Below are 26,489 nucleotides of genomic sequence, written 5' to 3'. Positions count from 1 at the left end.
ACCGTGATCCGCAGAAAGCAGGCACTCGCGATCACCGCCGTGATCGCCGCCCTGTCGCTGACCGCCGCGTGCGGTGGCGATGACACCAAGAAGGCGGAGGGCGACAAGGGCGACAAGGGCTACAGCGGTGCTGCCGCCGGTGTCGTGAACGCCTCCGACGCCAAGGGCGGCGAGCTCAAGCTCTGGTCCCCCCAGGACGTCGACTTCCTCGACCCGGCGCGTGCCTACTACGGCTTCGTGTGGAACATGCAGCGCCTGTTCATACGCCAGCTCTACGCGTACGACAGCAAGCCGGGCGCCGCGGGCACCAAGCTGGTCCCGGACCTCGCCGAGGGCGAGCCCGTCCTGAGCAACGACGGTAAGACGTACACCGTCAAGATCAAGGACGGCGTGAAGTTCGAGGACGGCACGCCGATCACCGCGAAGGACTTCAAGTACGGCATCGAGCGCGTCTTCGCGCAGGACGTGCTGGCCGGGGGTCCGACCTACCTGATCGACCAGCTCGACCAGGGCCAGAAGTACCCGGGTCCCTACAAGGACACCGACGCCGACAAGATGGGTCTGAAGTCCGTCTCGACGCCGGACGACCGCACGATCGTCTTCAACCTGGCGAGCGCGAACTCCGACTTCAAGTACCTGCTGGCCATGCCGTCCTCCTCGCCCGTCCCGGCGGGCAAGGACACGGGTGCCACCTACACCAACAAGCCGGTCTCCACGGGCCCGTACAAGGTCGAGAGCTTCGCCTCCGGCAAGGGCGCGACCTTCGTCCGCAACGAGAACTGGGACCCGAAGACCGACACGATCCGCAAGGGTCTGCCGGACAAGGTCACCTTCACGGTCACCACCAACCCGGACGACATGGACCAGCGCCTGCTCTCCGGCGACATCGACCTCGCCGTCGACGGCACCGGTGTCCAGCAGGCCGCGAAGAACAAGATCCTCAAGGACGCGAACCTCAAGAAGAACGCGGACAACCCGTTCACGGGCTACATCCGCTACTTCGCCTTCCCGCAGACGGTCGCGCCGTTCGACAACGTCGAGTGCCGCAAGGCCGTCATCTACGCGGCCGACCCGAAGTCGCTGCAGAACGCCCGCGGCGGCCCGACCAGCGGTGACCTCGGCGCGAACATGCTGCCGCCCGGTGTCCCCGGCGCCGACAAGTCCTACGACCCGTGGAACCTGACCGCCGGCAAGCCGCAGGAGGACAAGGCGAAGGCCGCCCTCAAGGCGTGCGGCAAGCCCGACGGGTTCGAGACCACCATCGCGGTCCGCAACAACAAGGCCCCCGAGGTCAAGTCCGCCGAGTCCCTCCAGGCCGCGCTCGCCAAGGTCGGCATCAAGGCGACGATCGACCAGTACGACGGCAAGCTCTCCTCCTCCACCATCGGTTCGCCCGAGAACGTGAAGAAGAAGAACTACGGAATCATCGTCATGGGCTGGGGCGCCGACTACAACTCCGGCGCGGGCTTCCTCCAGCCGCTGGTCGACGGTTCGTTCATCGCCCAGACCGGCAACAACAACTACACGATGCTCGACGACCCCGAGGTCAACGGGCTGTTCGACAAGGCCGCCGCCGCCCCCACGCCGGACGCCGCCGCGCCGTTCTACACCGACATCAACAAGAAGATCATGGAGAAGGCGCTCTACCTGCCCATCAACTTCGACAAGGCGCTCGTCTACCACAACCCGCGTCTGACGAACGTCTACTTCAACGACTCGATGGGCAAGATCGACCTCGCGGTCGTCGGCGTCGCCAAGTAGCCCGCGGGCACGGCAGCCAGTAGTCGGCGCCCAGTCGCCCGACCGTCCGGCGCCCCGCGAGGCGGCCGCCGGACACCAGCAGGTCAGCAAGTACGTAAGTAAGTGCCTTCACCGCACGTGCGCTAGTCCGAAGGGCAGGTGAAGGCCGCAGGCGGCGGTCGTCGTCCCCACGAGGGGCGGCGACCGCCCGCCCCGGGCGGCCGACTGCAGTGCTCGTCTACCTCATACGGCGGCTGTTCAACGTCGCCGCCACGCTGCTGGTGGTCTCCGTGGTCACCTTCGGCATCTTCTTCGCGGTCCCGAAACTGACCGGCAGCGATCCCGCGCTCATGTACGCCGGCCGCGAGACCAACCCGACCGCCCTGGCGGGCATCCGCGTGAAGATGGGCTTCGACAAGCCCATCTCCGAGCAGTACTGGGTGTTCCTCAAGGGCATCTTCGTCGGCCGCGACTACGACGCCGGCACCGAGGTCACGCACTGCGCGGCACCGTGTTTCGGCTACTCCTTCAAGAGCGAGGCCCCCGTCTGGGAGACCATGCTCGACCGCATGCCGGTCACCCTCTCGCTCGCCCTCGGCGCGGCCGTGATCTGGGTGATCGCCGGTGTGGCCACCGGAGTGGTCTCCGCGCTCAAACGCAGGACCGCCATCGACCGGACCGTGATGATCGGAGCGCTCGCGGGCGTGTCCCTGCCGATCTTCTTCACCGGCATGGTGGCCCCCGCGATCTTCGTCTACGGCCTCGGCTGGTTGGACGTGTCCAACTACAAACCGCTGACCGAAGATCCATTGGCCTGGCTCAACAGCCTGATCCTGCCCTGGGTCACCCTGGCCTTCCTCTTCGCCGCCACCTACGCCCGCATCACCCGCGCCACCATGCTGGAGGTCCTCGGCGAGGACTACATCCGCACGGCCCGCGCCAAGGGCCTCACCGAGGGCGTCGTCATCCGCAAGCACGCCCTGCGTTCCACTCTGACCCCGATCGTCACCATGTTCGGCCTCGACCTCGGCGGCCTCCTCGGCGGCGCGGTGCTCACCGAGACGACCTTCAACTTCCAGGGCCTGGGAACGGCGGCCGTCGCCGCCATCAGCCAGGGCGACCTTCCCGTCATCATGGGTGTGACGCTGCTCGCCGCGCTGTTCGTGGTCCTGGCCAATCTGGTCGTGGACCTGCTGTACGCCGTCATCGACCCGCGCGTGAGGCTGACGTGACCGACAACCCCTCCACCTCCGCCGGCCCCCTGTTCGTACCCGAGCAGGCGACGCCCGACTCCCGGGCCTCGGCGACGTCCTTCCTGTCCGTACGCGACCTCCGGGTCCACTTCCCGACCGACGACGGGCTCGTCAAGTCCGTCGACGGGCTCTCCTTCGACCTGGAACGCGGCAAGACGCTCGGCATCGTCGGCGAGTCCGGCTCCGGCAAGTCGGTCACCTCGCTGGCCATCATGGGCCTGCACCGCACCGGTCAGGCCCGCAGCCGCCCGCACATCTCCGGCGAGGTCGTGCTCGACGGCGAGGACCTCGTCCGGGCCGACGCCGATCACGTCCGCAAGCTCCGCGGTCGCAAGATGGCGATGGTCTTCCAGGACCCGCTGTCCGCGATGCACCCGTACTACTCCGTCGGCAAGCAGATCGTCGAGGCGTACCGGACCCACAACGACGTCGACAAGAAGTCGGCCCGCACCCGGGCCGTCGAGATGCTCGACCGCGTCGGCATCCCGGAGCCCCACCGGCGCGTGGACGCGTACCCCCACGAGTTCTCCGGCGGCATGCGCCAGCGTGCGATGATCGCGATGGCGCTGGTCAACAACCCCGAACTGCTCATAGCCGACGAGCCCACGACCGCCCTGGACGTCACCGTCCAGGCACAGATCCTGGATCTGATCCGCGACCTCCAGAAGGAGTTCGGCTCCGCCGTCATCATGATCACGCACGACCTCGGCGTGGTCGCCGAGATGGCCGACGACATCCTCGTGATGTACGGCGGCCGGTGCGTCGAGCGCGGCACCGCCGAGAAGGTCTTCTACGGCCCCCGCCACCCCTACACCTGGGGCCTGCTGGGCTCGATGCCGCGCATCGACCGCGACCAGACCGAGCGCCTGATCCCGGTCAAGGGCTCCCCGCCCAGCCTCATCAACATCCCGAGCGGCTGCGCCTTCAACCCCCGGTGCCCCTACGCCGACGTGCCCAAGGGCGGCATCACCCGCACCCAGCGCCCCGAGCTGACCCAGGACGACACCCGGCACTGGTCCGCCTGCCACATGTCGCAGGAGGAGCGGACCCGGATCTGGACCGAAGAGATTGCGCCGAAGCTGTGAGCGACATGAACGAGGAGCCGCTCCTCAAGGTGACCGGGCTGGTCAAGCACTTCCCCATCAACAAGGGGCTGCTGCGCCGCCAGGCCGGAGCGGTCAAGGCCGTCGACGGCATCGACTTCGACGTCCGCCGGGGTGAGACCCTCGGCATCGTCGGCGAGTCCGGCTGCGGCAAGTCCACGATGGGCCGACTGATCACGCGCCTGCTGGAACCGAGCGCGGGGAAGGTCGAGTTCGAGGGCAAGGACATCACGCACCTCGGTGTGGTCGGCATGCGACCGCTGCGCCGCGACGTACAGATGATCTTCCAGGACCCGTACGGCTCGCTGAACCCCCGCCACACGGTCGGCACGATCGTCGGAGCGCCGTTCAAGCTCCAGAAGGTCACCCCCGAGGGCGGCGTCAAGGCGGAGGTCCAGCGGCTGCTGTCGCTGGTGGGCCTCAACCCCGAGCACTACAACCGCTACCCGCACGAGTTCTCCGGCGGCCAGCGCCAGCGCATCGGCATCGCCAGGGCGCTGGCCCTCAAGCCCAAGCTGGTCGTCGCGGACGAGCCGGTGTCGGCGCTGGACGTGTCGATCCAGGCCCAGGTGGTGAACCTGCTGGACGACCTCCAGGAGGAACTCGGCCTAACCTACGTGATCATCGCGCACGACCTGTCGGTCATCCGCCACGTCTCCGACCGGATCGCGGTGATGTACCTCGGTAAGATCGTGGAGCTGGCGGACCGCAACTCGCTGTACCAGGCGCCGATGCACCCGTACACGAACGCGCTGATGTCGGCCGTACCGGTGCCGGACCCGAGGCGGCGGGGCGCCAAGAGCGGCCGCATCCTGCTCAAGGGCGACGTGCCCTCGCCCATCTCGCCGCCGAGCGGCTGCCGTTTCCACACCCGCTGCTGGAAGGCGACGGAGCTCTGCACGACGCAGGAACCGCCGCTGGTCGCCCTCAAGACCGGGCACCAGGTCGCCTGCCACCACCCGGAGAACGCCCCCGACCAGGCCCCGGGCGACAAGGCCCTGCCGGGCGCGGCGGAAGCGGTGGAGACGCCCACCGTATAGCGGGCCCCCGCCCCGCCCCCCGCCCCCCGTCCCCCCGCCGCCCATGCGTGGCGGCCGGGGTCGGGGCGGTGGGCGGGCCGGTCGGGCCGGGTCGGGCGGTCGGGGCCTTGTCGGGGCCGACGCCGACAACCCGCACAATGGGGGCGTGTCCCACGATCTCTTCCCGCCCGGTATCCAGCACACCCTGGACCTCGCGGGCATTTTCGTCTTCGCCACCGCCGGCGCCCTGCTCGCCGTCCGCAAGAACTTCGACGTCTTCGGCATCTGTGTGCTCGCGCTCGTCACCGCCCTCGGCGGTGGACTCCTGCGCGACCTGGTGATCGGGGCCGTCCCGCCGGCCGCGTTCGGCGAGCTCAGCTTCTTCCTGACCCCGCTGGTCGCCGCCGCGATCGTCTTCTTCCTGCACCCCGAGGTCCAGCGGATCAACCGCGCCATCAACGTCTTCGACGCCGCCGGCCTCGGGCTGTTCTGCGTGTCGGGCACCACGAAGGCCTACGAGTACGGACTGGGGCTCACCGCTTGCGCCGCGCTGGGAGTGGCGACGGCGGTCGGCGGCGGCGTCATGCGCGACGTCCTCGCGGGCGGGGTGCCGTCGCTGCTGCGCGACCGGGAGATGTACGCGGTCCCGGCCGTGGTCGGGGCGTCGATGGTGGCCCTGTTCATCGGCCTCGACGTGCTGAACGGTTTCACCACGGGCGTCGCCATCGTCACCGCCTTCGTGCTCCGGCTGCTCGCGATCCGCTACCACTGGCGGGCGCCGCTGGCCTGGAACCGGCGCTCGGCGGTGGCCGAAGAGCCGTAACATCGCCGTAGCAGACCAAAGCTACCGCTTAGTAGCATGCGGGTGTACCGTCGCCCCATGGCACACACAGCGGCCCAGGCGGCCATCGGAGACAGCGAGTTCGACCGCGACACCGCCATCGCCCCCCGCGCGGGCGAGCCCGGGGTGTACGACACGGAACTCTCGGCGGGCTGGACGATCATCACCGCCGTGAACGGCGGATACCTGCTCGCCCTGGTCGGTCGGGCACTGTCGGCGGCCCTGCCGCACCCGGACCCGTTCACCGTCTCCGCCCACTACCTGACCTCGTCCGTGCCCGGCCCCGCCGTGATCCGCACCCAGGTCGTCCGCACCGGACGCAGCCTGTCCACCGGGCAGGCCTCGCTCTTCCAGTACGACGGGAACGGCGCCGAGATCGAGCGCATCCGCGTCCTCGCCTCCTACGGCGACCTCGACTCGCTCCCCGACTCCGTGCACACCACCGCGCGGCCCCCGGCCATCCCGGCGTACGACGACTGCCTCGGCGCCGAAGCCGGCCCGGCGCCCATCCCGGGCAGTTCCGCGATCGTCGACCGACTGCGGCTGCGGCTGGACCCCGCGACGGCCGGCTGGGCCGTCGGCGCGCCCTCCGGCAAGGGCGAGATGCGGGCCTGGTTCGAGCTGGCCGACGGCCGGGACGCGGACCCGCTCTCCCTGCTGCTGGCCGTGGACGCGCTGCCGCCGACCTCCTTCGACCTCGGCCTGATGGGCTGGACCCCGACCGTCGAACTCACCACCCACGTCCGCCACCGCCCCGCCCCGGGCCCGCTGCGGGTCGCCATCACCACGCGCAACCTGGCCGGCGGCTTCCTGGAGGAAGACGCCGAGGTCTGGGACTCGGCGGACCGCCTGGTCGCCCAATCCCGCCAACTGGCCCGCGCGCCGCGCGCCACTTCTTGACGCGGCTCTCGCGCCGCTCGGCCCTGGAGGGCCTCCCGGGCTTCGGGCCGCCGCACCGGACTCCGTCCGGCGGTGCCGTACCCGGGGTGTACCCATCGCGTGTCACCAGGACAGCCGGCGCCGCGAGAGGGCCGGTCAGGAGGGGGTGGGGAAGTTCGGGGCGCGGGGCTCGGGCGGAGCACCTGGCGGCCTGGCGGCCCGCGGAACGGTGGAAGGGCGGGTCGTGGGGCGGCTCCGGGGGTCGGAGGGGGCGGGGTGGTGGTGAGGGCCTCGTAGAATCGGGGGATCATGGCCTACCTCGATCACGCCGCAACCACGCCGATGCTGCCGGAGGCGGCTGCGGCGATGACCGCGCAGTTCGCCGCCACGGGTAACGCGTCCTCCCTGCACGCCGCCGGCCGCCGCGCCCGCCGCACCGTCGAGGAGGCGCGCGAGGCACTCGCCGAAGCCCTCGGCGCGCGCCCCAGCGAGGTGGTCTTCACCGCCGGCGGCACCGAGGCCGACAACCTCGCCGTCAAGGGCCTCTACTGGGCCCGCCGCGACCAGGACCCCGCCCGGACCCGCGTCCTCGCCAGCCCCGTCGAGCACCACGCCGTCCTCGACGCCGTCCACTGGCTCGCCGAGCACGAGGGTGCCCGCGTCGAGTACCTGCCCGTGGACCGGTACGGCCGTGTCCACCCCGAGGCGTTCCGCGAGGCGGTGGAGCGCTCCCCCGACGACATCGCCCTCGCCACCGTCATGTGGGCCAACAACGAGATCGGCACCGTCTCGCCCGTCCGTGAACTCGCGGCCGTCGCGGGCGAGTTCGGTGTCCCCCTGCACTCCGACGCGGTCCAGGCGTTCGGGCAGCTCGACGTCCGCTTCGGCGACAGCGGCCTCGCCGCCATGACCGTGAGCGGCCACAAGGTCGGCGGCCCCTACGGCATCGGCGCGCTGCTCCTCGGCCGCGACCAGAGCCCCGTACCCGTCCTCCACGGCGGCGGCCAGGAGCGCCACGTGCGCTCCGGCACCCTCGACGTGCCCGCCATCGCCGCCTTCGCGGTCGCCGCCGTGCTCGCCGCCGAGCGGCGCGAGACCTTCGCCGCCCGCGTCGGCGCCCTGCGCGACGAACTGATCACCGCCGTGCTGCGGGAAGTGCCCGACGCCGTCCTCGGCGGAGACCCCACCGAGCGGCTCCCCGCCAACGCCCACTTCAGCTTCCCCGGCTGCGAGGGCGACTCCCTGCTGCTCCTCCTCGACGCCCAGGGCATCGAATGCTCCACCGGCTCCGCCTGCACCGCGGGCGTCGCCCAACCCAGCCACGTCCTGCTCGCCACCGGCACCGATCCCGAGCTGGCCCGGGGCACCTTGCGGTTCTCCCTCGGCCACACCTCCACCCAGGAGGACATCGACGCCGTGGCCGCCGCCATCGGCACCGCCGTGGCGCGCGCCCGCACCGCCGGCCTCAGCTGAGGGGTGTCGTCCTAAGCCGTCTCCGCGCGCAGCGCCTCCCCGACCATGCGCAGGTACCGGTCCCAGTCCCACAGCGGGCCGGGATCGGTGTGGTCGGTGCCCGGGACCTCGGAGTGGCCCAGGAGGTGCTTGCGGTCGACGGGTATGCCGTACCTGCGGCAGACGTCCGCCGCCAGCCGCGCCGACGCCGCGTACATCGCGTCGGTGAAGTCCTGCGGCCGGTCGACGAAGCCCTCGTGCTCGATGCCGACGCTGCGCTCGTTCATCGAGCGGTTCCCGGAATGGAACGCCACGTCCAGCTCGCGGACCATCTGCTCCACATGCCCGTCCTGGCGGACTATGTAGTGCGCCGACGCCTTGTGCCACGGGTTCTTGAAGGCGTCCACCGAGGTCTTGAAGCTCCCCTGCGTGACATGGACGACGATCCGGTCCACCCGGTAGTCGTCCGGCCGGTCCGCCCTCCGCCAGTTCGCCGGCGAGGCCGCCGTCCAACTCGCGCCGGCGTGGTCCAGCGCCCCCTCCTCGCGCGGCTTGGACACCCCCGGCAGCATCCACCAGGCGCGCCCCATCTCCTCCCGCCCCGCGACCGCCGCCACCGCGACGACCCCGAGCCCACCGATGAGCACCGCCCTGCGGGTCCTGCCCCCGCCCCTGCGGTTGCCCTCCCCCTGGCCCCGGTCCTTGCTCCCCATGTGATCCACCCCCCGTACCCGAGAACGCGCTGGGACCCCGCCCGGTTCCCCCGTACTCTGGACGGTGCTATGACTGAGAACCTCCCGCGCACCGCCCGCTCCCTCGCTTCGCTGGGGGGACCCCCTCTTCGCGTCCTGGCCGCCATGTCCGGCGGCGTGGACTCCGCCGTCGCCGCCGCCCGCGCGGTCGAAGCCGGGCACGACGTGACCGGCGTCCACCTCGCGCTCTCCGCGAACCCGCAGTCCTTCCGGACCGGCGCCCGCGGCTGCTGCACCATCGAGGACTCCCGCGACGCCCGGCGCGCCGCCGACGTCATCGGCATCCCGTTCTACGTCTGGGACCTCGCCGAACGCTTCCGCGAGGACGTGGTGGAGGACTTCATCTCCGAGTACGAGGCCGGGCGCACCCCCAACCCCTGCCTGCGCTGCAACGAGAAGATCAAGTTCGCCGCGCTGCTCGACAAGGCGCTCGCCCTCGGCTTCGACGCCGTCTGCACCGGCCACTACGCCACCGTCGTCCTGAACGAGGACGGCACCCGCGAGCTGCACCGCGCCTCCGACATGGCCAAGGACCAGTCGTACGTCCTCGGCGTCCTGGACGAGAAGCAGCTCGCCCACGCCCTCTTCCCGCTCGGCGACACCCTCACCACCAAGGACGAGATCCGCGCCGAGGCCGAGCGCCGGGGCCTGGCCGTCGCGAAGAAGCCCGACAGCCACGACATCTGCTTCATCGCCGACGGCGACACCCAGGGCTTCCTCGCGAGCCGGCTGGGCAAGGCCGAGGGCGACATCGTGGACGGCGCGACCGGCGAGAAGGTCGGCAGCCACGACGGTGCCTTCGGCTTCACCATCGGCCAGCGCAAGGGTCTGCGCATCGGGCACCCGGCCCCCGACGGCAAGCCGCGCTACGTGCTCGACATCTCGCCGGTGAACAACACGGTGACCGTCGGCCCCGTCGAGGCCCTCGACGTCAGCGCGCTCACCGCGATCCGCCCCCGCTGGTGCGGCTCCACCCCGGCCGCCACGGGGACGTACACCGCGCAGCTGCGCGCCCACGGCGGCGAGACCGAGGTCTTCGCCGAGGTCGTGGACGGCGAACTGCGCGTCTCCTTCACGGAGCCGGTACGCGGCGTGGCCCCCGGCCAGGCGATCGTGCTCTACGACGGCACGCGCGTGGTCGGCTCCGCCACCATCGCCACCACCACCCGCGCCGCCGCGGCCGTCTGAGCCGGTCGGGCCCCCGCCCGGGCCCCCGCCCGAGCCCCCGCCCGGGCCCCCGCCCGAGCCCCCGCCCGGGCGAGCGCCCGGGCGAGCGCCCGGATGACCGTCAGGCCACCGTCAGGACGATCTTGCCGGTGGTGCGGCCCTGCTCGCCGATCTCGTGGGCCTTCGCCGCCTGCTCCAGCGGCAGGACCGTGTCGACGACCACCCGCAGCTCGCCCGCCTCGACCAGCGCGGCGATCTCCAGCAGGCCGCGGTAGTCCGGCTCCACCAGCGTCCAGCCGGTGCGGACGCCCGGGGCGTCGGCCGGGACGGCGTCCGGGCCCGGCAGGGTCACCAGCCGGCCGCCCGGCCGCAGGACGTCCAGCGAGCGCTTCCCGTAGTCCCCGCCGATCGCGTCGATGACGACGTCGATGTCCGAGGTGGCCTCCTCGAAGGCGGTGGTCCGGTAGTCGATCACCTCGTCCGCGCCGAGCTCCCGCAGCAGCTCGTGCTTGGCGGCGCTGGCGGTGCCGATCACGTACGCGCCCCGCGCCTTCGCGATCTGCACGGCCAGGTGACCGACCCCGCCCGCCGCCGCGTGCACCAGGACCCGCTCTCCCGCCTTCAGCCGGGCGGTGTCCACCAGGGCCTGCCAGGCGGTCAGGGCCGCCAGCGGGAGCGCAGCCGCCGCCACGTGGTCGAGCGAGGCCGGCTTGGGCGCGAAGTGCCGCGCCGGGCCGGTCACGTACTCGGCGTAGGCGCCGGCCTGGCGCGGGAAGTGCGGCATGCCGTACACCTCGTCGCCCGGGCGGTACACCGTCACGCCCGGCCCGACCGCCTCGACGGTGCCCGAAACGTCCCAGCCGACCGCCGGGACCTCGGCCCAGTCGATCAGTGCGCCGGAGGTCCGGGTCTTGAAGTCGACGGGGTTCACACCGGCCGCGTGGACCCGTACGAGGATCTCGTTCAGACCGGGCTCGGGCCGCTCGGCCTCGACCTCGGTGAGAACCTCGGGTCCACCCCACTGGCTGACGACGACGGCACGCATGAATGTCTCCTTGGTTGCGCTCTGTGCCGGTTTTCCCGGCCGTGCCACCAGCTTGGCCGCTCGGAAGTCCGCGTGGTCATGGCCGGACGGCCACCATGTGACAGAATCTGGCCATGCCCGCTTTGCATCGAATCGCCGTACTCGCCCTCGACGGCGTCGCCCCCTTCGAGCTCGGCATGCCCTCGCGGGTCTTCGGCAACGCGCTGACCGCGGACGGCGGCGCCCTCTACGAGGTCACCATCTGCACCGCGGACGGCCTGCCCGTCGCCAGCGACGCCGGCTTCACGGTCGGTGTCGGCGCGGGCCCCGAGGCCCTCGCCACCGCCGATACCGTGATCGTCCCGCCGACCCACGCCATGCCCGGGCTGCTGCGCTGCGAACCGCTGCCGGCCGCCCTCGCCGACGCCCTCGCGGCCATCCGCCCCGGCACCCGCGTCGTGTCCATCTGCACCGGCTCCGAGGTGCTCGCCGCCGCCGGACTGCTCGACGGCCGGCCCGCCACCACCCACTGGGTGCACGCGCCGGCGTTCCAGCGGGCCTTCCCGCGCGTCAAGGTCGACGAGGACGTGCTCTTCGTCGACGACGGCGACATCCTCACCTCCGCCGGGGTCGCCGCCGGCATCGACCTCTGCCTCTACCTCGTCCGCGCCGACCACGGCACCGCCGTCGCCAACCGCGCCGCGCGGCTGTGCGTCGTACCGCCGTGGCGCGACGGGGGACAGGCCCAGTACATCGTCCGGCCGGTGCCCGAACCGACCGTCGCCACCACCACCGCCACCCGGGCCTGGGCACTGGAACGGCTCGCCCAGCCGCTCACCCTCGCCGAGCTGGCCAGGCACGCCAGGATGAGCCTGCGCACCTTCACCCGACGCTTCCGCGACGAGGTCGGCATGACCCCCGTCCAATGGCTCACCGGCCAGCGCCTCGACCTGGCACGGCAGTTGCTCGAATCCAGCGACCTGCCCGTCGACCTCGTCGCCCACCGCTCCGGCTTCGGCTCCGCAAACTCCCTGCGCCAGCACATGCGGGCCACCCTGGGCATCTCCCCGATCGCCTACCGGCGCACCTACCGCCCGGCCCTCGTGGAGGCGTGAGGTCCGAAAAGCATGACCTCCGAGGTAATCGCCGCGCCGGCCGCAGCTTGGCAGGATCGGGCCAACGAACCGATCCGGTCCACGACTTGCGGAGGAACCACCATGACCGCGTACGCCATCGGCCACATACGTCCGGAGACCATGAACGAGGAGATCCTGCGCTACATCCAGGAGATCCAGGCCACCATGGATCCCTTCGACGGCCGCTTCCTCGTCCACGGGGCCGAGGTGGAGGTCATGGAAGGCACGTTCCCCGGCACTCTCGTCGTGATCGGCTTCCCGGACATCGAGCGGGCCCGCGCCTGGTACGCGTCCCCCGCCTACCAGGCCCTCATCCCGCTCCGCACCCGTCACATCCCCGGCGAGATCATCCTGGTCGACGGCGTCCCGCCGGGCTACGACGCCCGCCAGACCGCCGCCGGCCTGCGCGAGGCCGCCGGCCTCTGACCGCGGGCCCCCCACCCCATCCCATCCCACCCCATCCCACCCCACCCCGGCACGGACGCCGGCCTCCCGCGGGGTGCGAGCATGGCCACATGGCTACTCACCTGATCACCGGTGCCGGATCCGGCATCGGCGCCGCCGTCGCCGCCCGCCTCCACGCGCGCGGCGACGACCTCGTCCTGCTCGCCCGCGACGCCGGCCGCGCCAGGCAGCTCACCGACCGTTACCCAGGCGCCCGCGCGCTCGTCGGCGACCTCGCCGACCCCGACCGGCTCTCCTGGGCGTTCTCCAAGCAGGCCGTCCCCGAGCGGATCGACTCCCTCCTGCACATCGCCGGCATCGTCGACCTCGGACCGGTCGGGGACCTGCGTCCCAAGACCTGGCACCAGCAGCTCAACGTCAACCTCATCGCCCCGGCCGAGGTCACCCGCCTGCTGCTGCCCACGCTGCGCGCCTCGCACGCCACCGTCGTCTTCGTGAACTCCGGCGCCGGACTGAACGCGCACGCCGACTGGAGCGCCTACGCCGCCTCCAAGCACGGCCTCAAGGCGCTCGCCGACTCCCTCCGCGAGGAGGAGAAGCCCCACGGCATCCGCGTCACCTCCGTCTACCCGGGCCGCACCGCGAGCCCCATGCAGGCCAAGGTGCACTCGCAGGAGGGCAAGGAGTACGACCCCGCCGCCTGGATCGACCCCGAGTCGGTGGCCACCACCATCGTCATGGCCGTCGACCTGCCCCGCGACGCCGAGGTAAACGACCTGTCCGTGAGGCCCGGCCGATGACCGCGAACGCCACCGGCGTCGGCTCGCTGCCCGGCGGCGACGCCCGCGAAGCCGCCAAGACCGTCACCGGCTCCTTCGAGGAGTTCCCGTACCTCCCCGAACTCCCCGCCCGCGGCCCCGGCGCGGACATGATCGGCCGTACGCTCGGGCTGCTCGTGGAGATGTACGCCCACGTCGAACCCAGCGGCTGGCGCCTCAGCGACCGGCCCGGCCGCGACACGAGGCGCGCCCGGTCATGGCTCGGGGAGGACCTCGACGCCCTGGAGGAGTTCACCCAGGGCTACCGGGGCAAGCTCAAGGTCCAGGCCGTCGGCCCGTGGACCCTGGCCTCCGCCCTGGAGCTGCACGGCGGCGAGGCCGTGCTCCAGGACGCCGGCGCCTGCCGCGACCTCGCCGCGTCCCTCGCGGAGGGGCTGCGCGAGCACCTGGCCGACGTACGCCGGCGGGTACCCGGCGCCGAGATCGTGCTCCAGTTCGACGAGCCGTCGCTGACCGCCGTCCTGCTCGGCCGGGTCCGCTCCGCGAGCGGCTACCGCACCTACCGGGCGGTCGACCGGCAGGTCGTCGAGGGCACCCTCCGCGAGCTGTTCGCCGTCACGGATTCCGTCGGGGGCGGCGAGGTCATCGTCCACTCCTGCGCCCCCGAGGTCCCCTTCGCCCTCCTGCGGCGGGCCGGCGCCTCGGGCGCTTCGTTCGATTTCTCCTTGCTCACCGAGCGCGAGGACGACGCCATCGGCGAAGCGGTCGAAGACGGCCTGAAACTCTTCGCCGGAGTGGTGCCGGGCACCGACGCCCCGTTGTCAGACCCGGGCGGTAGCGTCATGGGTGTCAGGAAGCTTTGGCGCAGGCTGGGGCTGGCCCCGGGGACTCTGGCCGAGTCCGTCGTGGTCACCCCGTCGTGCGGTCTGGCGGGCGCCTCGCCCGCCTACGCCCGCGCGGTACAGGCGCACTGCGTCAGAGCGGCGAGGTCGCTCGCCGACAACCCTGAGTGACGGTCGAGACGGGCCACGGGAGGACACGGCATGGCAGCCGAACAGAAGCAGGCAAGCGACACGACGGCACCGGCGGCGGTGCGCGAACAGCACGCGCTGCTCGCCGAGCAGGTCGAGGAGCACCGCTTCCGGTACTACGTGAACGACCAGCCGGTCGTCAGCGACGCCGAGTTCGACCAACTGCTGCGCTCGCTGGGGGCACTGGAAGAGGAGTACCCGGAGCTGCGCACGCCCGACTCGCCCACCCAGAAGGTGGCCGGGGCGTACGAGACGGACTTCGCCTCCGTACAGCACCGCGAGCGCATGCTCTCGCTCGACAACGCCTTCGACGACGAGGAACTGGCCACCTGGGCGGAGCGGGTCGCCCGGGACGTGAACACCGGTGACCACCACTACCTCTGCGAGCTGAAGGTGGACGGCCTCGCCGTCAACCTCACCTACGAGAACGGCCGCCTCACCCGTGCCGCCACCCGCGGCGACGGCCGCACCGGCGAGGACATCACGCCCAACGTCCGCACCATCGCCGAGATCCCCGACCGCCTCAAGGGCGACCGGATCCCGAAGCTGGTGGAGATCCGCGGCGAGGTCTTCTTCCCCATGGAGAAGTTCGAGGAGCTCAACGCCCGCCTCGTCGAGGCGGGCGACAAGCCCTTCGCCAACCCGCGCAACGCCGCCGCCGGTTCGCTGCGCCAGAAGGACCCGAAGGTCACCGCGACCCGCCCGCTGCACATGGTCGTGCACGGCATCGGCGCCCGCGAGGGCTTCGACATCGACAAGCTGTCGCAGGCGTACGGACTCCTCGGCGAGTGGGGCCTGCCGACCGCCCGGCACAACAAGGTGGTCTCCTCGCTCGAAGAGGTCCGCGAGTTCATCGCCTACTTCGGCGAGAACCGGCACTCCGTGGAGCACGAGATCGACGGCGTGGTCGTCAAGCTCGACGAGATCCCGCTCCAGGGGCGGCTCGGCTCCACCGCGCGCGCCCCCCGCTGGGCCATCGCCTGGAAGTACGCCCCCGAAGAGGTCAACACCAAGCTGCTCGACATCAAGGTCGGCGTCGGCCGGACCGGGCGCGTCACCCCGTACGCCCAGGTCGAGCCGGTGACCGTGGCCGGCTCGGAGGTCGAGTTCGCGACCCTGCACAACCAGGAGGTCGTCAAGGCCAAGGGCGTGCTCATCGGGGACACCGTCGTGCTGCGCAAGGCGGGCGACGTCATCCCCGAGATCCTCGGCCCGGTGGTGGACCTGCGCGACGGCACCGAGCGCGAGTTCGTGATGCCGGCCGAGTGCCCCGAGTGCGGTACCCCGCTGCGGCCGATGAAGGAAGGCGACATCGACCTGCGCTGTCCCAACGGGCAGACCTGCCCCGCCCAACTGCGCGAGCGGCTGTTCTACCTGGTCGGCCGGCAGTGCCTGGACATCGAGAACTTCGGCAAGGTCGCCGCCGCCGCGCTGACCAGACCGCTGGAGCCGGCCGCGCCGCCGATGCTCGACGAGGGCGACCTGTTCACCCTCACCATCGAGGACCTGCTGCCGATCAAGGCGTACGTGCTCGACCAGGACAGCGGACTGCCCAAGCGGGACCCGAAGACGGGCGAGGAGAAGATCGTCCGGGTTTTCGCCAACCAGAAGGGCGAACCGAAGAAGAACGCCCTGGCGATGCTCCGGAACATCGAGGCCGCCAAGGACCGCCCGCTGGCCCGCATCATCAACGGGCTGTCCATCCGCCACGTCGGGCCCGTCGCCGCCGAGGCCCTCGCCCGCGAGTTCCGGTCGATCGAGCGCATCGAACAGGCCACCGAGGAGGAACTGGCCGCCACCGACGGGGTCGGCGCGATCATCGCCGCCTCCCTCAAGGAGTGGTTCGCCGTCGACTGGCACCAGGAGATCCTGCGCAAGTGGCGGGAAGCCGGTGTCCGGATGGAGGAGGAAGGTTCCGGCGAACAGGAGGGACCCCGTCCGCTGGAGGGGATGACCGTCGTGGTCACCGGCACCCTCCAGAGCCACACCCGCGACGGCGCCAAGGAGGCATTGCAGAGCCGGGGCGCCAAGGTCACCGGCTCCGTCTCGAAGAAGACCTCCTTCGTCGTCGTCGGCGAGAACCCCGGCTCCAAGTACGACAAGGCCGTGCAGTTGAAACTCCCCATCCTCGACGACGCGGGTTTCGCGGTGCTGTTGGAACAGGGGCCCGACGCCGCGCGCGCCGTGGCCCTCCCCCTGGACGGCGGCCTCCCGGTGGACGGCGCCACCGAAGCGGAGTAATAACCGGATGAACGCCCGTCCGAGGGAGTGGCGGAACCAACGGATGCGTGGCGTGCGGCCGTACGGGCGGGCGCACGCCCGGCGCGGGACCCAGGGGTAAACGGCCGGTACAAGGCTGGTGGCACGGCCGTGAGCTGTCGGATCATCGGACGGGTGACCTCGAAGTCCTGGTCCAAACTCACCCGTTCGGCGGATACCGTACTGATGAGGATGGCTGGGTCGCATTCGGGCAACCAGCGCCGACCGCTGCCCTTGGGTGCCTCTCGCGTCCTACTGTTGAGGGGTGCGCCTGTCGTGCACGGCTGCCTGATGCGCTTTCAGCCGTGATGGCATGACACAGGGGCCATCGCGTGACATCGGCATCGCCGGCTGTGAGAGGGACGGGCATGAAACCCACCGAAAGCGCCGACCCGTCACCTGAATTCGGCGGGGAACCCCCGTCCATGCGGACGGGCCGGCTCCGTGTCCTGGGTGCCAGGACACCGGAGACGCGCACCCCCGACACCGGGGCGGGCGCGAGCGGCGGACAAGGGCGTACCGTGCTGCCCTTCGCCGTCGTCGGCCTGGCCGTCGCCGTACTGGCGGCAGGTGTCGGCACCGCGCTGGCCGACCGTCACGCCCTGTTCCCCGGCGGGCCCGTGGGCTGGGCGCTCGCGCTCCTCACCGGGGTCATCGTCGGCCACCTCGTGGCGCTCGGCCGCGACCGCTGGTGGGGCGGCACCGGCTCGGGAGCCGCGCTCACCCTCGGCGTGCTCCTCCTCTACGGATGGGTCCCCGCCGGACTCGTCTCGCTCGCCGTCGTCTCGCTCGTCGGGGCCGCCCGCCGGCACCGCTGGCGGCAGGGCCTGCTGCACGGCTCCGCCGACATCCTCGGCATCGGCGCGGGCGCCCTCGTCCTGGCCGCCTTCGGCCAGACGCCGACCGTCGAGATCCCCTGGTTCCCCGGCACCTGGGGCCTGGTCGCGATCCCCGAGGTGGTCCTCGTCGCCGTCGCCTACCTGCTGGTGACCCGGATCGTCCTGTGGTTCGCGCTCGCCCCGCGCGGCGCCGGACTGCCCACCGTCGCCCGCACCGCCCTGCTGCGGCAGGCGCTGGTCGCCGCCGCGCTGCTCGGCATCGCTCCGCTGATCTGCGTCGTCGCCGGCAACCAGCCCGTACTGCTGCCGCTGTTCGCCGTACCGCTCATCGCACTGGACTCCACCCTGTGGATCGCCCGCGCCCGCGCCGAGGAACAACTGCGCGACCCGCTCACCGGCCTGCCGAACCGCCAGTGGCTGCTGGAGCGCACCTGGTCCGCACTGGACGAGGCTGAACGTTTGGGCACCCGCTCCGCCCTCGTCCTCATCGACCTCGACCGCTTCCGCGCCGTCAACGACACCCTCGGCCACCTCGCCGGGGACCGACTGCTCCTCCAGATCGCCGAACGGCTACGGCAGGCGCTCCCGCCGGACGCCGAGGCGGCCCGCCTCGGCGGCGACGAGTTCGTCGTCCTGCTGCCGCTCGCCGACTCCACCACCAGCGCCCAGCGCGTCGCCCGCCACCTGGTCTCGGAGCTCAGCTCCCCGCTCGACCTGGACGGCCTCACCCTCGTCCTGGAGGCCAGCGCGGGGCTCGCCGTCTTCCCCGACCACGCCCTGGACGCGGAGGGCCTGCTGCGCCGGGCCGACGTCGCCATGTACCAGGCCAAGCGGGACCGCACCGGTGTGGAGGTGTACGAGTCCAAGCGCGACAGCAACACGCCCGACCGGCTCGGCCTCCTCGGAGACCTCCGCCGGGCGCTCGACGCGGGCGAGGTCGAACTCCACTACCAGCCGAAGGTCGGATTCGACGGCAAGGTGGCCGGCCTGGAGGCGCTCGTGCGCTGGGTCCATCCCGAGCGCGGGCGGGTCTCCCCGGACGAGTTCATCGCGATCGCCGAGACCTCCGGCCTCATGCCGCACCTGACGGAGTACGTGCTGGAGACGGCCCTGGCCCAGGTGGCCCGCTGGCGCGCCCAGGGCCTCAAGGTGCCGGTCGCCGTCAACGTCTCGCCGCGTGACGTCCACACCCCCGGCTTCGCGGGAGCCGTGGCCGCCAGACTCGCCCGGCACGGGGTCCCGGCCAGCGGCCTCCAACTGGAGATAACGGAACACGTCCTGCTGGAGGACCCCCAGCGGGCGGCCGACACCATGGCCGGGCTGACCGGGCACGGCGTGAAGATGTCCCTGGACGACTTCGGCACCGGCTACTCCTCGCTGGTCCACCTGCGGCGGTTGCCCGTCAGCGAGCTCAAGATCGACCGCTCGTTCGTGGCCCGGCTGGCCGTGGACGCCCAGGATGCCGAGATCGTCCGCTGCACCGTGGACCTCGCGCACTCGCTGGGTCTGCTGGTCGTCGCCGAGGGCGTCGAGGACGACGAGACCTGGGAGCGGCTGCGGGACCTGGGCTGCGACGCCGTCCAGGGCTGGCTGATCGCCGCCGCGATGCCCCCGCAGGAGGCCACGGCCTGGCTCCTCGCCCGGGGCGAACGCGGCTGGCGCCGCCCGGCCGACATCACTGCCGAACTCGCCGCCGCGGCGGCCAACGAATCCCAGGCCTCCTGACCCCCGCCCCTACCGGCGCGCCCCTCGCAGCCCCCGCGCCGCGGTCACGCCTACCCCGTACCCCCGGGGCTCCGCCCCGTACCCCCGGGGCTCCGCCCCGTACCCCCGGGCCCCGGCGCCTCAATCGCCGGCGGGGCTGGTTTCGCCCGGCGTGTCCCGGCGGGTTCCCCGGGGCTCCGCCCCTCGAACGCCGGCGGGGCTGGTTTCGCCCGGCGTGTCCCCGCAGGGAGCACCGGGGGCCCGGGGTGGTAATCCGGGCGTCGCCGGGGGCACCCCGGCCCGCCGGCGTTCGAGGCGGGGTCCGGGGCGGAGCCCCGCGCGGGTCCGGGCAGCGCCCGACGGGCACCGCGCAGCGGACGCCGACGGCCCCGGACGGCAAACCGTTTAGTGGCTGCGGCCCCCCGCCCCATAGGATTGGCAGCGAAACCTACACGCTCACCACCCCCAGAGGATCGCTGCATGCCTGGCATCACGCGCGAGGAGGTCGCCCACCTCGCTCGGCTGGCACGTCTGGAGCTCAAGGCCGAAGAGCTGGACCACTTCGCCGGACAGCTCGACGACATCATCGGCGCGGTCGCCCGCGTATCCGAGGTCGCCGACCAAGACGTCCCGCCGACCTCCCACCCGCTGCCGCTGACCAACGTCATGCGCGCGGACGAGGTCCGTCCGTCGCTCACCCCCGAGCAGGCGCTTTCCGGCGCTCCCGCCCAGGAGCAGCAGCGTTTCAAGGTGCCGCAGATCCTGGGGGAGGACTAACAACCATGGCTGACACCATCATCATCAAGCTCACGGCCGCCGAGACCGCCGAGAAGATCGCCTCCGGCGAGCTCACGGCCGTCGAGGTCACCGAGGCCCACCTGTCCCGCATCGAGGCGACCGACGAGAAGGTCCACGCCTTCCTCCACGTCGACCGCGAAGGCGCCCTCGCCCAGGCCCGCGCCGTCGACGCCAAGCGCGAGCGCGGCGAGAAGCTCGGCCCGCTGGCCGGCGTACCGCTCGCCCTCAAGGACATCTTCACGACCGTCGGCGTCCCGACGACCGTCGGCTCGAAGATGCTCGAAGGGTGGATCCCGCCCTACGACGCCACCCTGACGCGCCGGCTCAAGGAAGCCGACGTCGTCATCCTCGGCAAGACCAACATGGACGAGTTCGCCATGGGGTCCTCCACCGAGAACAGCGCGTACGGCCCCACTGGCAACCCCTGGGACCTCACCCGCATCCCCGGCGGCTCCGGCGGCGGCTCCGCCGCGGCCCTCGCCGCCTTCCAGGCGCCCCTCGCCATCGGCACGGACACCGGCGGCTCCATCCGCCAGCCCGCCGCCGTCACGGCCACCGTCGGCGTGAAGCCCACGTACGGCTCGGTCTCCCGCTACGGCATGGTCGCCTTCTCCTCCTCCCTCGACCAGGGCGGCCCCTGCGCCCGTACGGTCCTGGACGCCGCGCTCCTCCACGAGGTGATCGCCGGCCACGACCCGATGGACTCCACCTCCATCGACGCCCCGGTCCCGCCGGTCGTCGAGGCGGCCCGCAACGGCTCCGTCGCCGGCATGCGCGTCGGCGTCGTCAAGCAGTTCGCGGGCGAGGGCTACCAGGCCGGTGTCGTCCAGCGCTTCAACGAGTCGGTCGAGCTCCTGAAGGAACTCGGCGCCGAGATCGTCGAGCTGGACTGCCCGTCCTTCGACCTCGCCATGGCCGCGTACTACCTGATCGCCCCGTCCGAGGCATCCTCGAACCTGGCCCGCTTCGACGGTCTGCGCTACGGCCTGCGCGTCGGCGACGACGGCACCCTGTCCGCCGAGGACGTCACCGCCCTGACCCGCGAAGCCGGCTTCGGCGACGAGGTCAAGCGCCGCATCATCCTCGGCACGTACGCGCTCAGCTCCGGCTACTACGACGCGTACTACGGCTCCGCCCAGAAGGTCCGCACGCTGATCTCGAAGGACTTCGAGAAGTCCTTCGAGCAGGTCGACGTGATCGTCTCCCCGACGACCCCGACCACCGCCTTCCCGATCGGTGAGCGCACCGACGACCCCCTGGCGATGTACCTCGCCGACCTGTGCACCATCCCGACCAACCTGGCCGGCAACTCCGCCATGTCGCTCCCCTGCGGCCTGGCACCGGAGGACGGCCTGCCGGTCGGACTGCAGATCATCGCCCCCGCCATGAAGGACGACCGGCTCTACAAGGTCGGTGCCGCCGTCGAGGCCGCCTTCACGGAGCGTTGGGGTCACCCGCTGCTTGAGGAGGCTCCGTCGCTGTGAGTGGTAGCGCACTGTCCAAGGCCAAGGGCTTCAAGAAGTCCAAGTCCGGTACGTACCTGTCGATCGGCACCACCGCCTTCGGTGCCATCAGCGTGATCAAGCAGGCCAAGAAGGCCCGCACCGAGAACGACACGCTGAAGCTGGTCGACGCCGTTGTGTCCGCCGCCGCCATCGTCACCGGCCTCGCGATCCTGTACCGCGAGCTGAAGCGCCTCGGCGACGACGACGTCCTGCTGGGCTGAGAGGGAAGTTTCACTGTGACCGTCACCGAACTGCTGTCGTACGAGGACGCCCTCGCGTCGTACGACCCCGTCATGGGCCTGGAGGTCCATGTCGAGCTCGGCACCAAGACCAAGATGTTCTGCGGCTGCTCGACCGAGCTGGGCGCCGAGCCCAACGCGCAGACCTGCCCCGTCTGCCTCGGCATGCCCGGCGCGCTCCCGGTCGTCAACGCGATCGGCGTGGAGTCCGCCATCAAGATCGGTCTCGCGCTCAACTGCGAGATCGCCGAGTGGTGCCGCTTCGCCCGGAAGAACTACTTCTATCCGGACATGCCGAAGAACTTCCAGACCTCCCAGTACGACGAGCCGATCGCCTTCAACGGCTTCCTGGACGTCCAGCTGGAGGACGGCGAGATCTTCCGCGTGGAGATCGAACGCGCCCACATGGAGGAGGACACCGGCAAGTCGCTGCACGTCGGCGGCGCCACCGGCCGTATCCACGGCGCGTCCCACTCCCTGCTGGACTACAACCGCGCCGGCATCCCGCTCATCGAGATCGTCACCAAGCCCATCGAGGGCGCGGGCGAGCGGGCCCCCGAGGTCGCGAAGGCGTACGTCGCCGAGCTGCGCGAGGTCATCAAGGCCCTCGGCGTCTCCGAGGCCCGGATGGACAAGGGCCAGATGCGCTGCGACGTGAACCTGTCGCTGCGCCCGAACGGCACCGAGAAGTTCGGCACCCGCTCGGAGACGAAGAACGTCAACTCGCTCCGCTCCGTGGAGCGCGCGGCGCGCTTCGAGATCCAGCGCCACGCAGCGGTCCTCTCCTCCGGCGGCACCATCATCCAGGAGACCCGGCACTTCCACGAGGAGGACGGCTCCACCACGGCCGGCCGCATCAAGGACAACGCCGAGGACTACCGGTACTTCCCGGAGCCCGACCTGGTCCCCGTCGCCCCGGCCCGCGACTGGGTCGAGGAACTGCGGGGCGGCCTGCCCGAGATGCCGCGCGTGCGCCGAAACCGGCTCCGCGAGGAGTGGGGCGTGAACGAGCACGACATGCAGTCGATCCTCAACGCGGGCGCGGTGGACTCCATCGTCGCCACCATCGAGGCGGGCGCCGACTCGGCCGCCGCCCGCAAGTGGTGGATGGGCGAGCTGGCCCGCAACGCCAACGAGCAGGGCGTCTCCGTCGACGAGCTGCCCATCACCCCGGCGCAGGTCGCCCGGGTCGCGGCGCTGGTCGCCGAGGGCTCGCTCAACGACAAGCTGGCCCGCCAGGTCATCGAGGGCGTCCTCGCCGGCGAGGGCACCCCGGACGAGGTCGTCGACAAGCGCGGCCTCAAGGTCGTCTCGGACGAGGGCGCGCTGGGCGCGGCCGTGGACGAGGCCATCGCGGGCAACGCCGCCATCGCGGACAAGATCCGCGGCGGCAAGATCGCGGCGGTCGGCGCCCTGGTCGGCGCGGTCATGAAGACCACCCGCGGCCAGGCGGACGCGGCGCGCGTCAAGGAGCTCATCCTGGAGCGGCTGGGCGTCTCGGAGTAGAACCCCGCCACAGGCCCGCGGCCCCGCACCGGAACCCTCCGGTGCGGGGCCGCGGTCGTGTCCCCGGTCAGCGGGTGAGCTGCGGGGCGGCGATCACGACGGTGCCGTTGTCGCAGCCCATGTCCACCTTGACGCGCAGCCGCAGGGCGCCGTTCACGTCCACCGACTTGGTGATCGGCTTGCCGAGCTCCACCAGTTCGGAAAAGGCCGCCGGCCGGCCGTCGAGCGAGATGGTGACCCGCCCCTTCTGCTGCAAGGAGCCGTCGTCGATCCCGGCGGTGAAGTCCAGGTGCTTCCACTCCCGGTTGAGGTCGAACTCCGTGACGGCCTCGTCGTTGCAATCGGGCTGGGCGATGAAGGCGGCCCCGTACTGCTTGGTATTGATCTTCGCCGAGCCGACCTTGAAGTTGCCCAGGTCCGACACGGGCGTCATGACGGTCAGGTCGGCCGCCTTGATGTTCGCCGCGATGCCCGCCGGCGCGGTGCCGGAGGCGGTGGGGTCGGCCGTGGGCTCCGCACTCTCGCTCTCCGACGGGGTGGGCGTCGGGGTCTCCTCCGGGGTGGTCTCGTCGGAGGCGGTGCTCTCCGCCTTGCTGTTCGAGGCCGCTTGGTCCCGCCCCTTGTCGTGGTTCCCGTTCAGGAGCTGTACGCCGATCACCGCGAGAGCGGCGATGACCAGCACGGCGGCCACCGAGCCCAGGACCAGCCCGGCCCGCTTCTTCTTCTCCTTCTGGCTGCCCGGCGGCTCCGGGGGCGGGGTGGCGTGCAGGGCGTAAGTGGGCGCGTACGCGGCCGGTACGGGAGGCGGCGTACTCGCGGGCTGCGGGGGCACCACCGGGGCCACCACCGGCCGGGGCGGGACCGCGCCGGGTACGGCGTCCTGGACGGCCGTGGCGCGCTGGGAGGTGGAGCTGGTCGTGGACACTACCGCGTGCCGGACGTCCTTCATCCACCCCGTCAGGCTCACCGGCCGCTCGGCGGGGTCGTAGGCGTAGACCGCGGTGATCCGGCTCCGCTGCTCGGCGTCCAGCGCCGCGATCTGCGGCAACGCCTGCATGGCCCGGGCCAGTTGCTCCGGCGAGGAGGGTGGGGACTCCCCGCTCAGCAGGAAGTACGCGATGGCCCCGAAGGCGTACCGGTCGGCGCCCGGGGTCCGCTTGCCGTCGAAGACCTCGGGGGCCGCGTAGCCCGGGGTGAACCAGACCTCGGCCGTCTGGTGGTCGGCGGTGAGCTTGCTCAGGCCGAAGTCCACCAGGGTCGCCTGCCCGTGCGCGTCGACCATCACGTTGCCGGGGGAGAGGTCACCGTGGATGACCTGGCGCCCGGACGGGGTCGCCTTCCCCGAGTGCAGCCAGTCCAGCACGTCCGCCAACTGCTCCAGCGTGCGCATGACCTCGCGCCGCTCGGCGGTGGTGGTGAGGGTCCGCTCGGCCCGCCAGTCGCGCAGGTCGAGCCCGTCGACGTGGTTCATGACGAGTACGAGGGCCCGCCCGGTCAGCGTCCCGGACTCCCCGGGCCGGTGGATCGGAGGCCCTTCGAAATGCTCCCGGACACCGACGACACCGGGGCGGTGGACGAAGCGGAGCAACTCGGCCTGCTCGTTCCACTTCTGGCTGATCCGGTCGAAGATGTCGGGCGTGATGGTCGTCTTGGAGTCGAGCACCTTGACGACCACCGGTTCACTGCCACCCGCGAGCTCGATCTCGGCGAGGTAGAGCACGGCCTCCCCGCCACGCCCGATGGACCGGAGCAACCGATAACGGTCGGCTGCGGAATCCGGTCCGATGTGCAGATTCTGGCTGGTCAATTTCCCCCCAGCGGCACTGGTTTGCGTGGGGGTCAGTCTGGCGTGGCCTGAATCACACGGTCAATCGGAACGGTCAGTTTGCCGCGCCCGACACGAAGGCGGCCCAGGTCCCGGGGGAGACCGTCAGGACGGGCCCGTCGGTCACCTTGGAGTCCCGGACGTGCACGGCGGCGGGGTGCGCGGCGACCTCGACGCAGTTGCCGCCCGCATCACTGCTGTAGCTCGACTTGTGCCAGTGGTAGGCGACTTCGATGCAGTCGCCGCCCTGGCTACCGCTGTAACTCGACTTGAACCAGGCCAGTTGGTGCGTCATGACTCTCCCAGCATCTCGTCCAGCAGGCTCTCGCTGTCTTCCACGGACAGAGCCTGGGAACGCAGCATCCCATACAGGAGATGGAGGGGATGGACCTCATCGGGGTCATCCAGGAGGAAGCTGACACGCTGACCCTCTACGTAGGCGAGTTGCTCATGATCGGATGTCTCCAGCAGAACCATCGCCCCGTCCAGTCCGGCGTGTGTCTCGCGAGAACGGGGCATGATTTGAAGTCCGACGAAAGGAAGTTCCGCGAGGACTCGCAGGCGTTCGAGTTGTCCGCGTAGCACTTGCGGCCCACCGACGGGGCGCTCCAACACGTACTGCTCGATGATGAAGTGCATCACCGGTGGTTGCGGTTCGCGATGGAACAGGGCTTGGCGGGCGATCCTGTCCTCGGCCTGTTGGGCGATCTGGTCGGCTGGGAGCGGGGGGAAGAAGTTGGCGAAGACCGCCTCTGCGTACTCCGGCGTCTGAAGCATGCCTGGGACCGAGGCATTCTGATACGAGAGCAGGCTGAGCGCTTCCTCCTCGTGCTCGATGTACTCGCGTGCGAACGCCGGATACCGCTCCCGCCTGGGGATTGCCTCCGCCGCCTCTCGCAGTGCTCCTTTCGCGTCCAGGACCGCATCGAGGGCGACGGCGAGCTTCAGGGACAGTGGCCGGCGGCCCTGTTCCACCGAGGCGATGGACTCGACGTCGCAGAAGACCAGGTCGGCCAGCTGCTGTTGGGTGAGCAGGGCGCGCTTGCGATGGTGGGCCAGCAGGACGCCGACGACCTTCCAAGAGGCGTTCTTCTGGGGCCGGTTGCTTTTGGGCATGCCGGTCACATCCCCCGCCGGCCTCGCGCCGACCCACGTATCACCCCTACGGCACCCGTACAAAGGGCGTGTACGAGCGACCCGTCCAAAGTTGTGTAGCGGGCGCTAGCAAATGCC

23 protein-coding genes are annotated in these 26,489 nt (G+C 71.3%); 18 read left to right on the top strand and 5 right to left on the bottom strand.

Annotated elements, in window-relative coordinates:
* Positions 1-3 precede the first annotated feature (3 nt).
* The 7 genes from ABZ934_RS06365 (at position 4) to ABZ934_RS06335 (ending at position 8,308) form a co-directional block, all read left to right on the top strand.
* On the top strand, positions 4-1,761 hold the full coding sequence (locus tag ABZ934_RS06365; RefSeq protein WP_361309147.1) for an ABC transporter substrate-binding protein: 1,758 nt from the start codon (positions 4-6) through the stop codon (positions 1,759-1,761).
* Positions 1,762-1,970: 209 nt separating this feature from the next.
* A complete protein-coding gene (locus ABZ934_RS06360; RefSeq protein WP_361309146.1) occupies positions 1,971-2,972 on the top strand; it encodes an ABC transporter permease in 1,002 nt (333 codons plus the stop codon).
* 29 nt (positions 2,973-3,001) lie between these two features.
* On the top strand, positions 3,002-4,078 hold the full coding sequence (locus ABZ934_RS06355) for an ABC transporter ATP-binding protein (protein WP_361310253.1): 1,077 nt from the start codon (positions 3,002-3,004) through the stop codon (positions 4,076-4,078).
* A 5-nt stretch (positions 4,079-4,083) separates the two neighbouring features.
* A complete protein-coding gene (locus ABZ934_RS06350) occupies positions 4,084-5,136 on the top strand; it encodes a dipeptide ABC transporter ATP-binding protein (protein WP_361310250.1) in 1,053 nt (350 codons plus the stop codon).
* A 145-nt stretch (positions 5,137-5,281) separates the two neighbouring features.
* Positions 5,282-5,938, top strand: coding sequence for a trimeric intracellular cation channel family protein (locus ABZ934_RS06345; protein WP_361309144.1), 657 nt, complete (start codon positions 5,282-5,284; stop codon positions 5,936-5,938).
* A 57-nt stretch (positions 5,939-5,995) separates the two neighbouring features.
* Positions 5,996-6,856: a thioesterase family protein gene (locus tag ABZ934_RS06340; RefSeq protein WP_361309143.1), complete on the top strand. Its 861-nt coding sequence runs from the start codon at positions 5,996-5,998 to the stop codon at positions 6,854-6,856.
* A gap of 288 nt (positions 6,857-7,144) precedes the next feature.
* Positions 7,145-8,308, top strand: coding sequence for a cysteine desulfurase family protein (locus ABZ934_RS06335; protein ID WP_361309140.1), 1,164 nt, complete (start codon positions 7,145-7,147; stop codon positions 8,306-8,308).
* 11 nt (positions 8,309-8,319) lie between these two features.
* Here ABZ934_RS06335 and ABZ934_RS06330 read toward each other — a convergent pair whose 3' ends face one another.
* On the bottom strand, positions 8,320-9,000 hold the full coding sequence (locus tag ABZ934_RS06330) for an N-acetylmuramoyl-L-alanine amidase (protein WP_361309138.1): 681 nt from the start codon (positions 8,998-9,000) through the stop codon (positions 8,320-8,322).
* Positions 9,001-9,069: 69 nt separating this feature from the next.
* Here ABZ934_RS06330 and mnmA point away from each other — a divergent pair, with 69 nt between their 5' ends.
* The gene (mnmA, locus tag ABZ934_RS06325; protein ID WP_361309135.1) at positions 9,070-10,227 is read left to right on the top strand and encodes a tRNA 2-thiouridine(34) synthase MnmA; all 1,158 of its coding nucleotides are present in this window, start codon (positions 9,070-9,072) and stop codon (positions 10,225-10,227) included.
* Between the two features lie 100 nt (positions 10,228-10,327).
* Here mnmA and ABZ934_RS06320 read toward each other — a convergent pair whose 3' ends face one another.
* Positions 10,328-11,251: an NADP-dependent oxidoreductase gene (locus ABZ934_RS06320; protein ID WP_361309132.1), complete on the bottom strand. Its 924-nt coding sequence runs from the start codon at positions 11,249-11,251 to the stop codon at positions 10,328-10,330.
* Positions 11,252-11,364: 113 nt separating this feature from the next.
* Between ABZ934_RS06320 and ABZ934_RS06315 the strand changes: the two genes are divergently transcribed.
* From ABZ934_RS06315 to gatB, 10 genes are all read left to right on the top strand, one after another.
* Complete coding sequence (locus tag ABZ934_RS06315) at positions 11,365-12,345, top strand: helix-turn-helix domain-containing protein (protein ID WP_361309130.1); 981 nt, start codon at positions 11,365-11,367, stop codon at positions 12,343-12,345.
* A 102-nt stretch (positions 12,346-12,447) separates the two neighbouring features.
* Positions 12,448-12,792 carry a DUF1330 domain-containing protein gene (locus tag ABZ934_RS06310; RefSeq protein WP_361309127.1) on the top strand — a complete coding sequence of 115 codons (345 nt, stop codon included), beginning with the start codon at positions 12,448-12,450 and terminating at the stop codon, positions 12,790-12,792.
* Between the two features lie 89 nt (positions 12,793-12,881).
* Positions 12,882-13,571: an SDR family oxidoreductase gene (locus ABZ934_RS06305; RefSeq protein WP_361309125.1), complete on the top strand. Its 690-nt coding sequence runs from the start codon at positions 12,882-12,884 to the stop codon at positions 13,569-13,571.
* Complete coding sequence (locus tag ABZ934_RS06300) at positions 13,568-14,563, top strand: methionine synthase (RefSeq protein WP_361309122.1); 996 nt, start codon at positions 13,568-13,570, stop codon at positions 14,561-14,563. Before ABZ934_RS06305 ends, ABZ934_RS06300 begins: the two co-directional genes overlap by 4 nt.
* A 30-nt stretch (positions 14,564-14,593) precedes the next feature.
* Positions 14,594-16,822 (top strand): NAD-dependent DNA ligase LigA, encoded by a 2,229-nt coding sequence (gene ligA / locus ABZ934_RS06295; RefSeq protein ID WP_361309119.1) that lies wholly within the window; start codon positions 14,594-14,596, stop codon positions 16,820-16,822.
* Positions 16,823-17,208: 386 nt separating this feature from the next.
* Positions 17,209-19,404, top strand: a complete 2,196-nt coding sequence (locus ABZ934_RS06290; protein ID WP_361309117.1) for an EAL domain-containing protein — start codon at positions 17,209-17,211, stop codon at positions 19,402-19,404.
* A 459-nt stretch (positions 19,405-19,863) separates the two neighbouring features.
* Complete coding sequence (gene gatC, locus ABZ934_RS06285) at positions 19,864-20,160, top strand: Asp-tRNA(Asn)/Glu-tRNA(Gln) amidotransferase subunit GatC (RefSeq protein WP_010984178.1); 297 nt, start codon at positions 19,864-19,866, stop codon at positions 20,158-20,160.
* Positions 20,161-20,165: 5 nt separating this feature from the next.
* Positions 20,166-21,665, top strand: a complete 1,500-nt coding sequence (gene gatA, locus ABZ934_RS06280; protein ID WP_361309113.1) for an Asp-tRNA(Asn)/Glu-tRNA(Gln) amidotransferase subunit GatA — start codon at positions 20,166-20,168, stop codon at positions 21,663-21,665.
* On the top strand, positions 21,662-21,907 hold the full coding sequence (locus ABZ934_RS06275) for a hypothetical protein (protein WP_136214541.1): 246 nt from the start codon (positions 21,662-21,664) through the stop codon (positions 21,905-21,907). Before gatA ends, ABZ934_RS06275 begins: the two co-directional genes overlap by 4 nt.
* A 15-nt stretch (positions 21,908-21,922) precedes the next feature.
* Complete coding sequence (gene gatB / locus ABZ934_RS06270; protein ID WP_361309111.1) at positions 21,923-23,431, top strand: Asp-tRNA(Asn)/Glu-tRNA(Gln) amidotransferase subunit GatB; 1,509 nt, start codon at positions 21,923-21,925, stop codon at positions 23,429-23,431.
* A 67-nt stretch (positions 23,432-23,498) separates the two neighbouring features.
* Here the strand turns inward: gatB and ABZ934_RS06265 are convergent, their stop codons facing one another.
* The 3 genes from ABZ934_RS06265 to ABZ934_RS06255 all read right to left on the bottom strand — a co-directional run bounded on the left by ABZ934_RS06265 (position 23,499) and on the right by ABZ934_RS06255 (position 26,372).
* Positions 23,499-25,238 carry a protein kinase gene (locus tag ABZ934_RS06265; RefSeq protein WP_361309108.1) on the bottom strand — a complete coding sequence of 580 codons (1,740 nt, stop codon included), beginning with the start codon at positions 25,236-25,238 and terminating at the stop codon, positions 23,499-23,501.
* A 73-nt stretch (positions 25,239-25,311) separates the two neighbouring features.
* On the bottom strand, positions 25,312-25,551 hold the full coding sequence (locus ABZ934_RS06260) for a DUF397 domain-containing protein (RefSeq protein ID WP_361309106.1): 240 nt from the start codon (positions 25,549-25,551) through the stop codon (positions 25,312-25,314).
* Entirely contained in the window at positions 25,548-26,372 is an 825-nt protein-coding gene (locus ABZ934_RS06255; RefSeq protein ID WP_361309104.1) for a helix-turn-helix transcriptional regulator, read from the bottom strand. The genes ABZ934_RS06260 and ABZ934_RS06255 overlap by 4 nt, the downstream gene beginning before the upstream one ends.
* Between the last annotated feature and the right edge of the window lie 117 nt (positions 26,373-26,489).

The sequence above is a fragment of the Streptomyces sp. NPDC046557 genome (genome assembly GCF_040645975.1).
In the GTDB taxonomy this organism is placed as follows: domain Bacteria; phylum Actinomycetota; class Actinomycetes; order Streptomycetales; family Streptomycetaceae; genus Streptomyces.
Note: the sequence above shows the minus strand (reverse complement) of the source record. Positions and strands in the feature narration are given on the sequence as shown.

Coding starts and splice junctions, on each gene's coding strand:
- ligA (WP_361309119.1), top strand. CDS start 14,594: ATGGCAGCCGAACAGAAGCAGGCAAGCGACACGACGGCACCGGCGGCG.
- ABZ934_RS06335 (WP_361309140.1), top strand. CDS start 7,145: ATGGCCTACCTCGATCACGCCGCAACCACGCCGATGCTGCCGGAGGCG.
- ABZ934_RS06340 (WP_361309143.1), top strand. CDS start 5,996: ATGGCACACACAGCGGCCCAGGCGGCCATCGGAGACAGCGAGTTCGAC.
- gatC (WP_010984178.1), top strand. CDS start 19,864: ATGCCTGGCATCACGCGCGAGGAGGTCGCCCACCTCGCTCGGCTGGCA.
- mnmA (WP_361309135.1), top strand. CDS start 9,070: ATGACTGAGAACCTCCCGCGCACCGCCCGCTCCCTCGCTTCGCTGGGG.
- gatA (WP_361309113.1), top strand. CDS start 20,166: ATGGCTGACACCATCATCATCAAGCTCACGGCCGCCGAGACCGCCGAG.
- ABZ934_RS06255 (WP_361309104.1), bottom strand. CDS start 26,372: ATGCCCAAAAGCAACCGGCCCCAGAAGAACGCCTCTTGGAAGGTCGTC.
- ABZ934_RS06305 (WP_361309125.1), top strand. CDS start 12,882: ATGGCTACTCACCTGATCACCGGTGCCGGATCCGGCATCGGCGCCGCC.
- ABZ934_RS06290 (WP_361309117.1), top strand. CDS start 17,209: ATGAAACCCACCGAAAGCGCCGACCCGTCACCTGAATTCGGCGGGGAA.
- ABZ934_RS06300 (WP_361309122.1), top strand. CDS start 13,568: ATGACCGCGAACGCCACCGGCGTCGGCTCGCTGCCCGGCGGCGACGCC.
- ABZ934_RS06350 (WP_361310250.1), top strand. CDS start 4,084: ATGAACGAGGAGCCGCTCCTCAAGGTGACCGGGCTGGTCAAGCACTTC.
- ABZ934_RS06260 (WP_361309106.1), bottom strand. CDS start 25,551: ATGACGCACCAACTGGCCTGGTTCAAGTCGAGTTACAGCGGTAGCCAG.
- ABZ934_RS06310 (WP_361309127.1), top strand. CDS start 12,448: ATGACCGCGTACGCCATCGGCCACATACGTCCGGAGACCATGAACGAG.
- ABZ934_RS06330 (WP_361309138.1), bottom strand. CDS start 9,000: ATGGGGAGCAAGGACCGGGGCCAGGGGGAGGGCAACCGCAGGGGCGGG.
- ABZ934_RS06320 (WP_361309132.1), bottom strand. CDS start 11,251: ATGCGTGCCGTCGTCGTCAGCCAGTGGGGTGGACCCGAGGTTCTCACC.
- ABZ934_RS06315 (WP_361309130.1), top strand. CDS start 11,365: ATGCCCGCTTTGCATCGAATCGCCGTACTCGCCCTCGACGGCGTCGCC.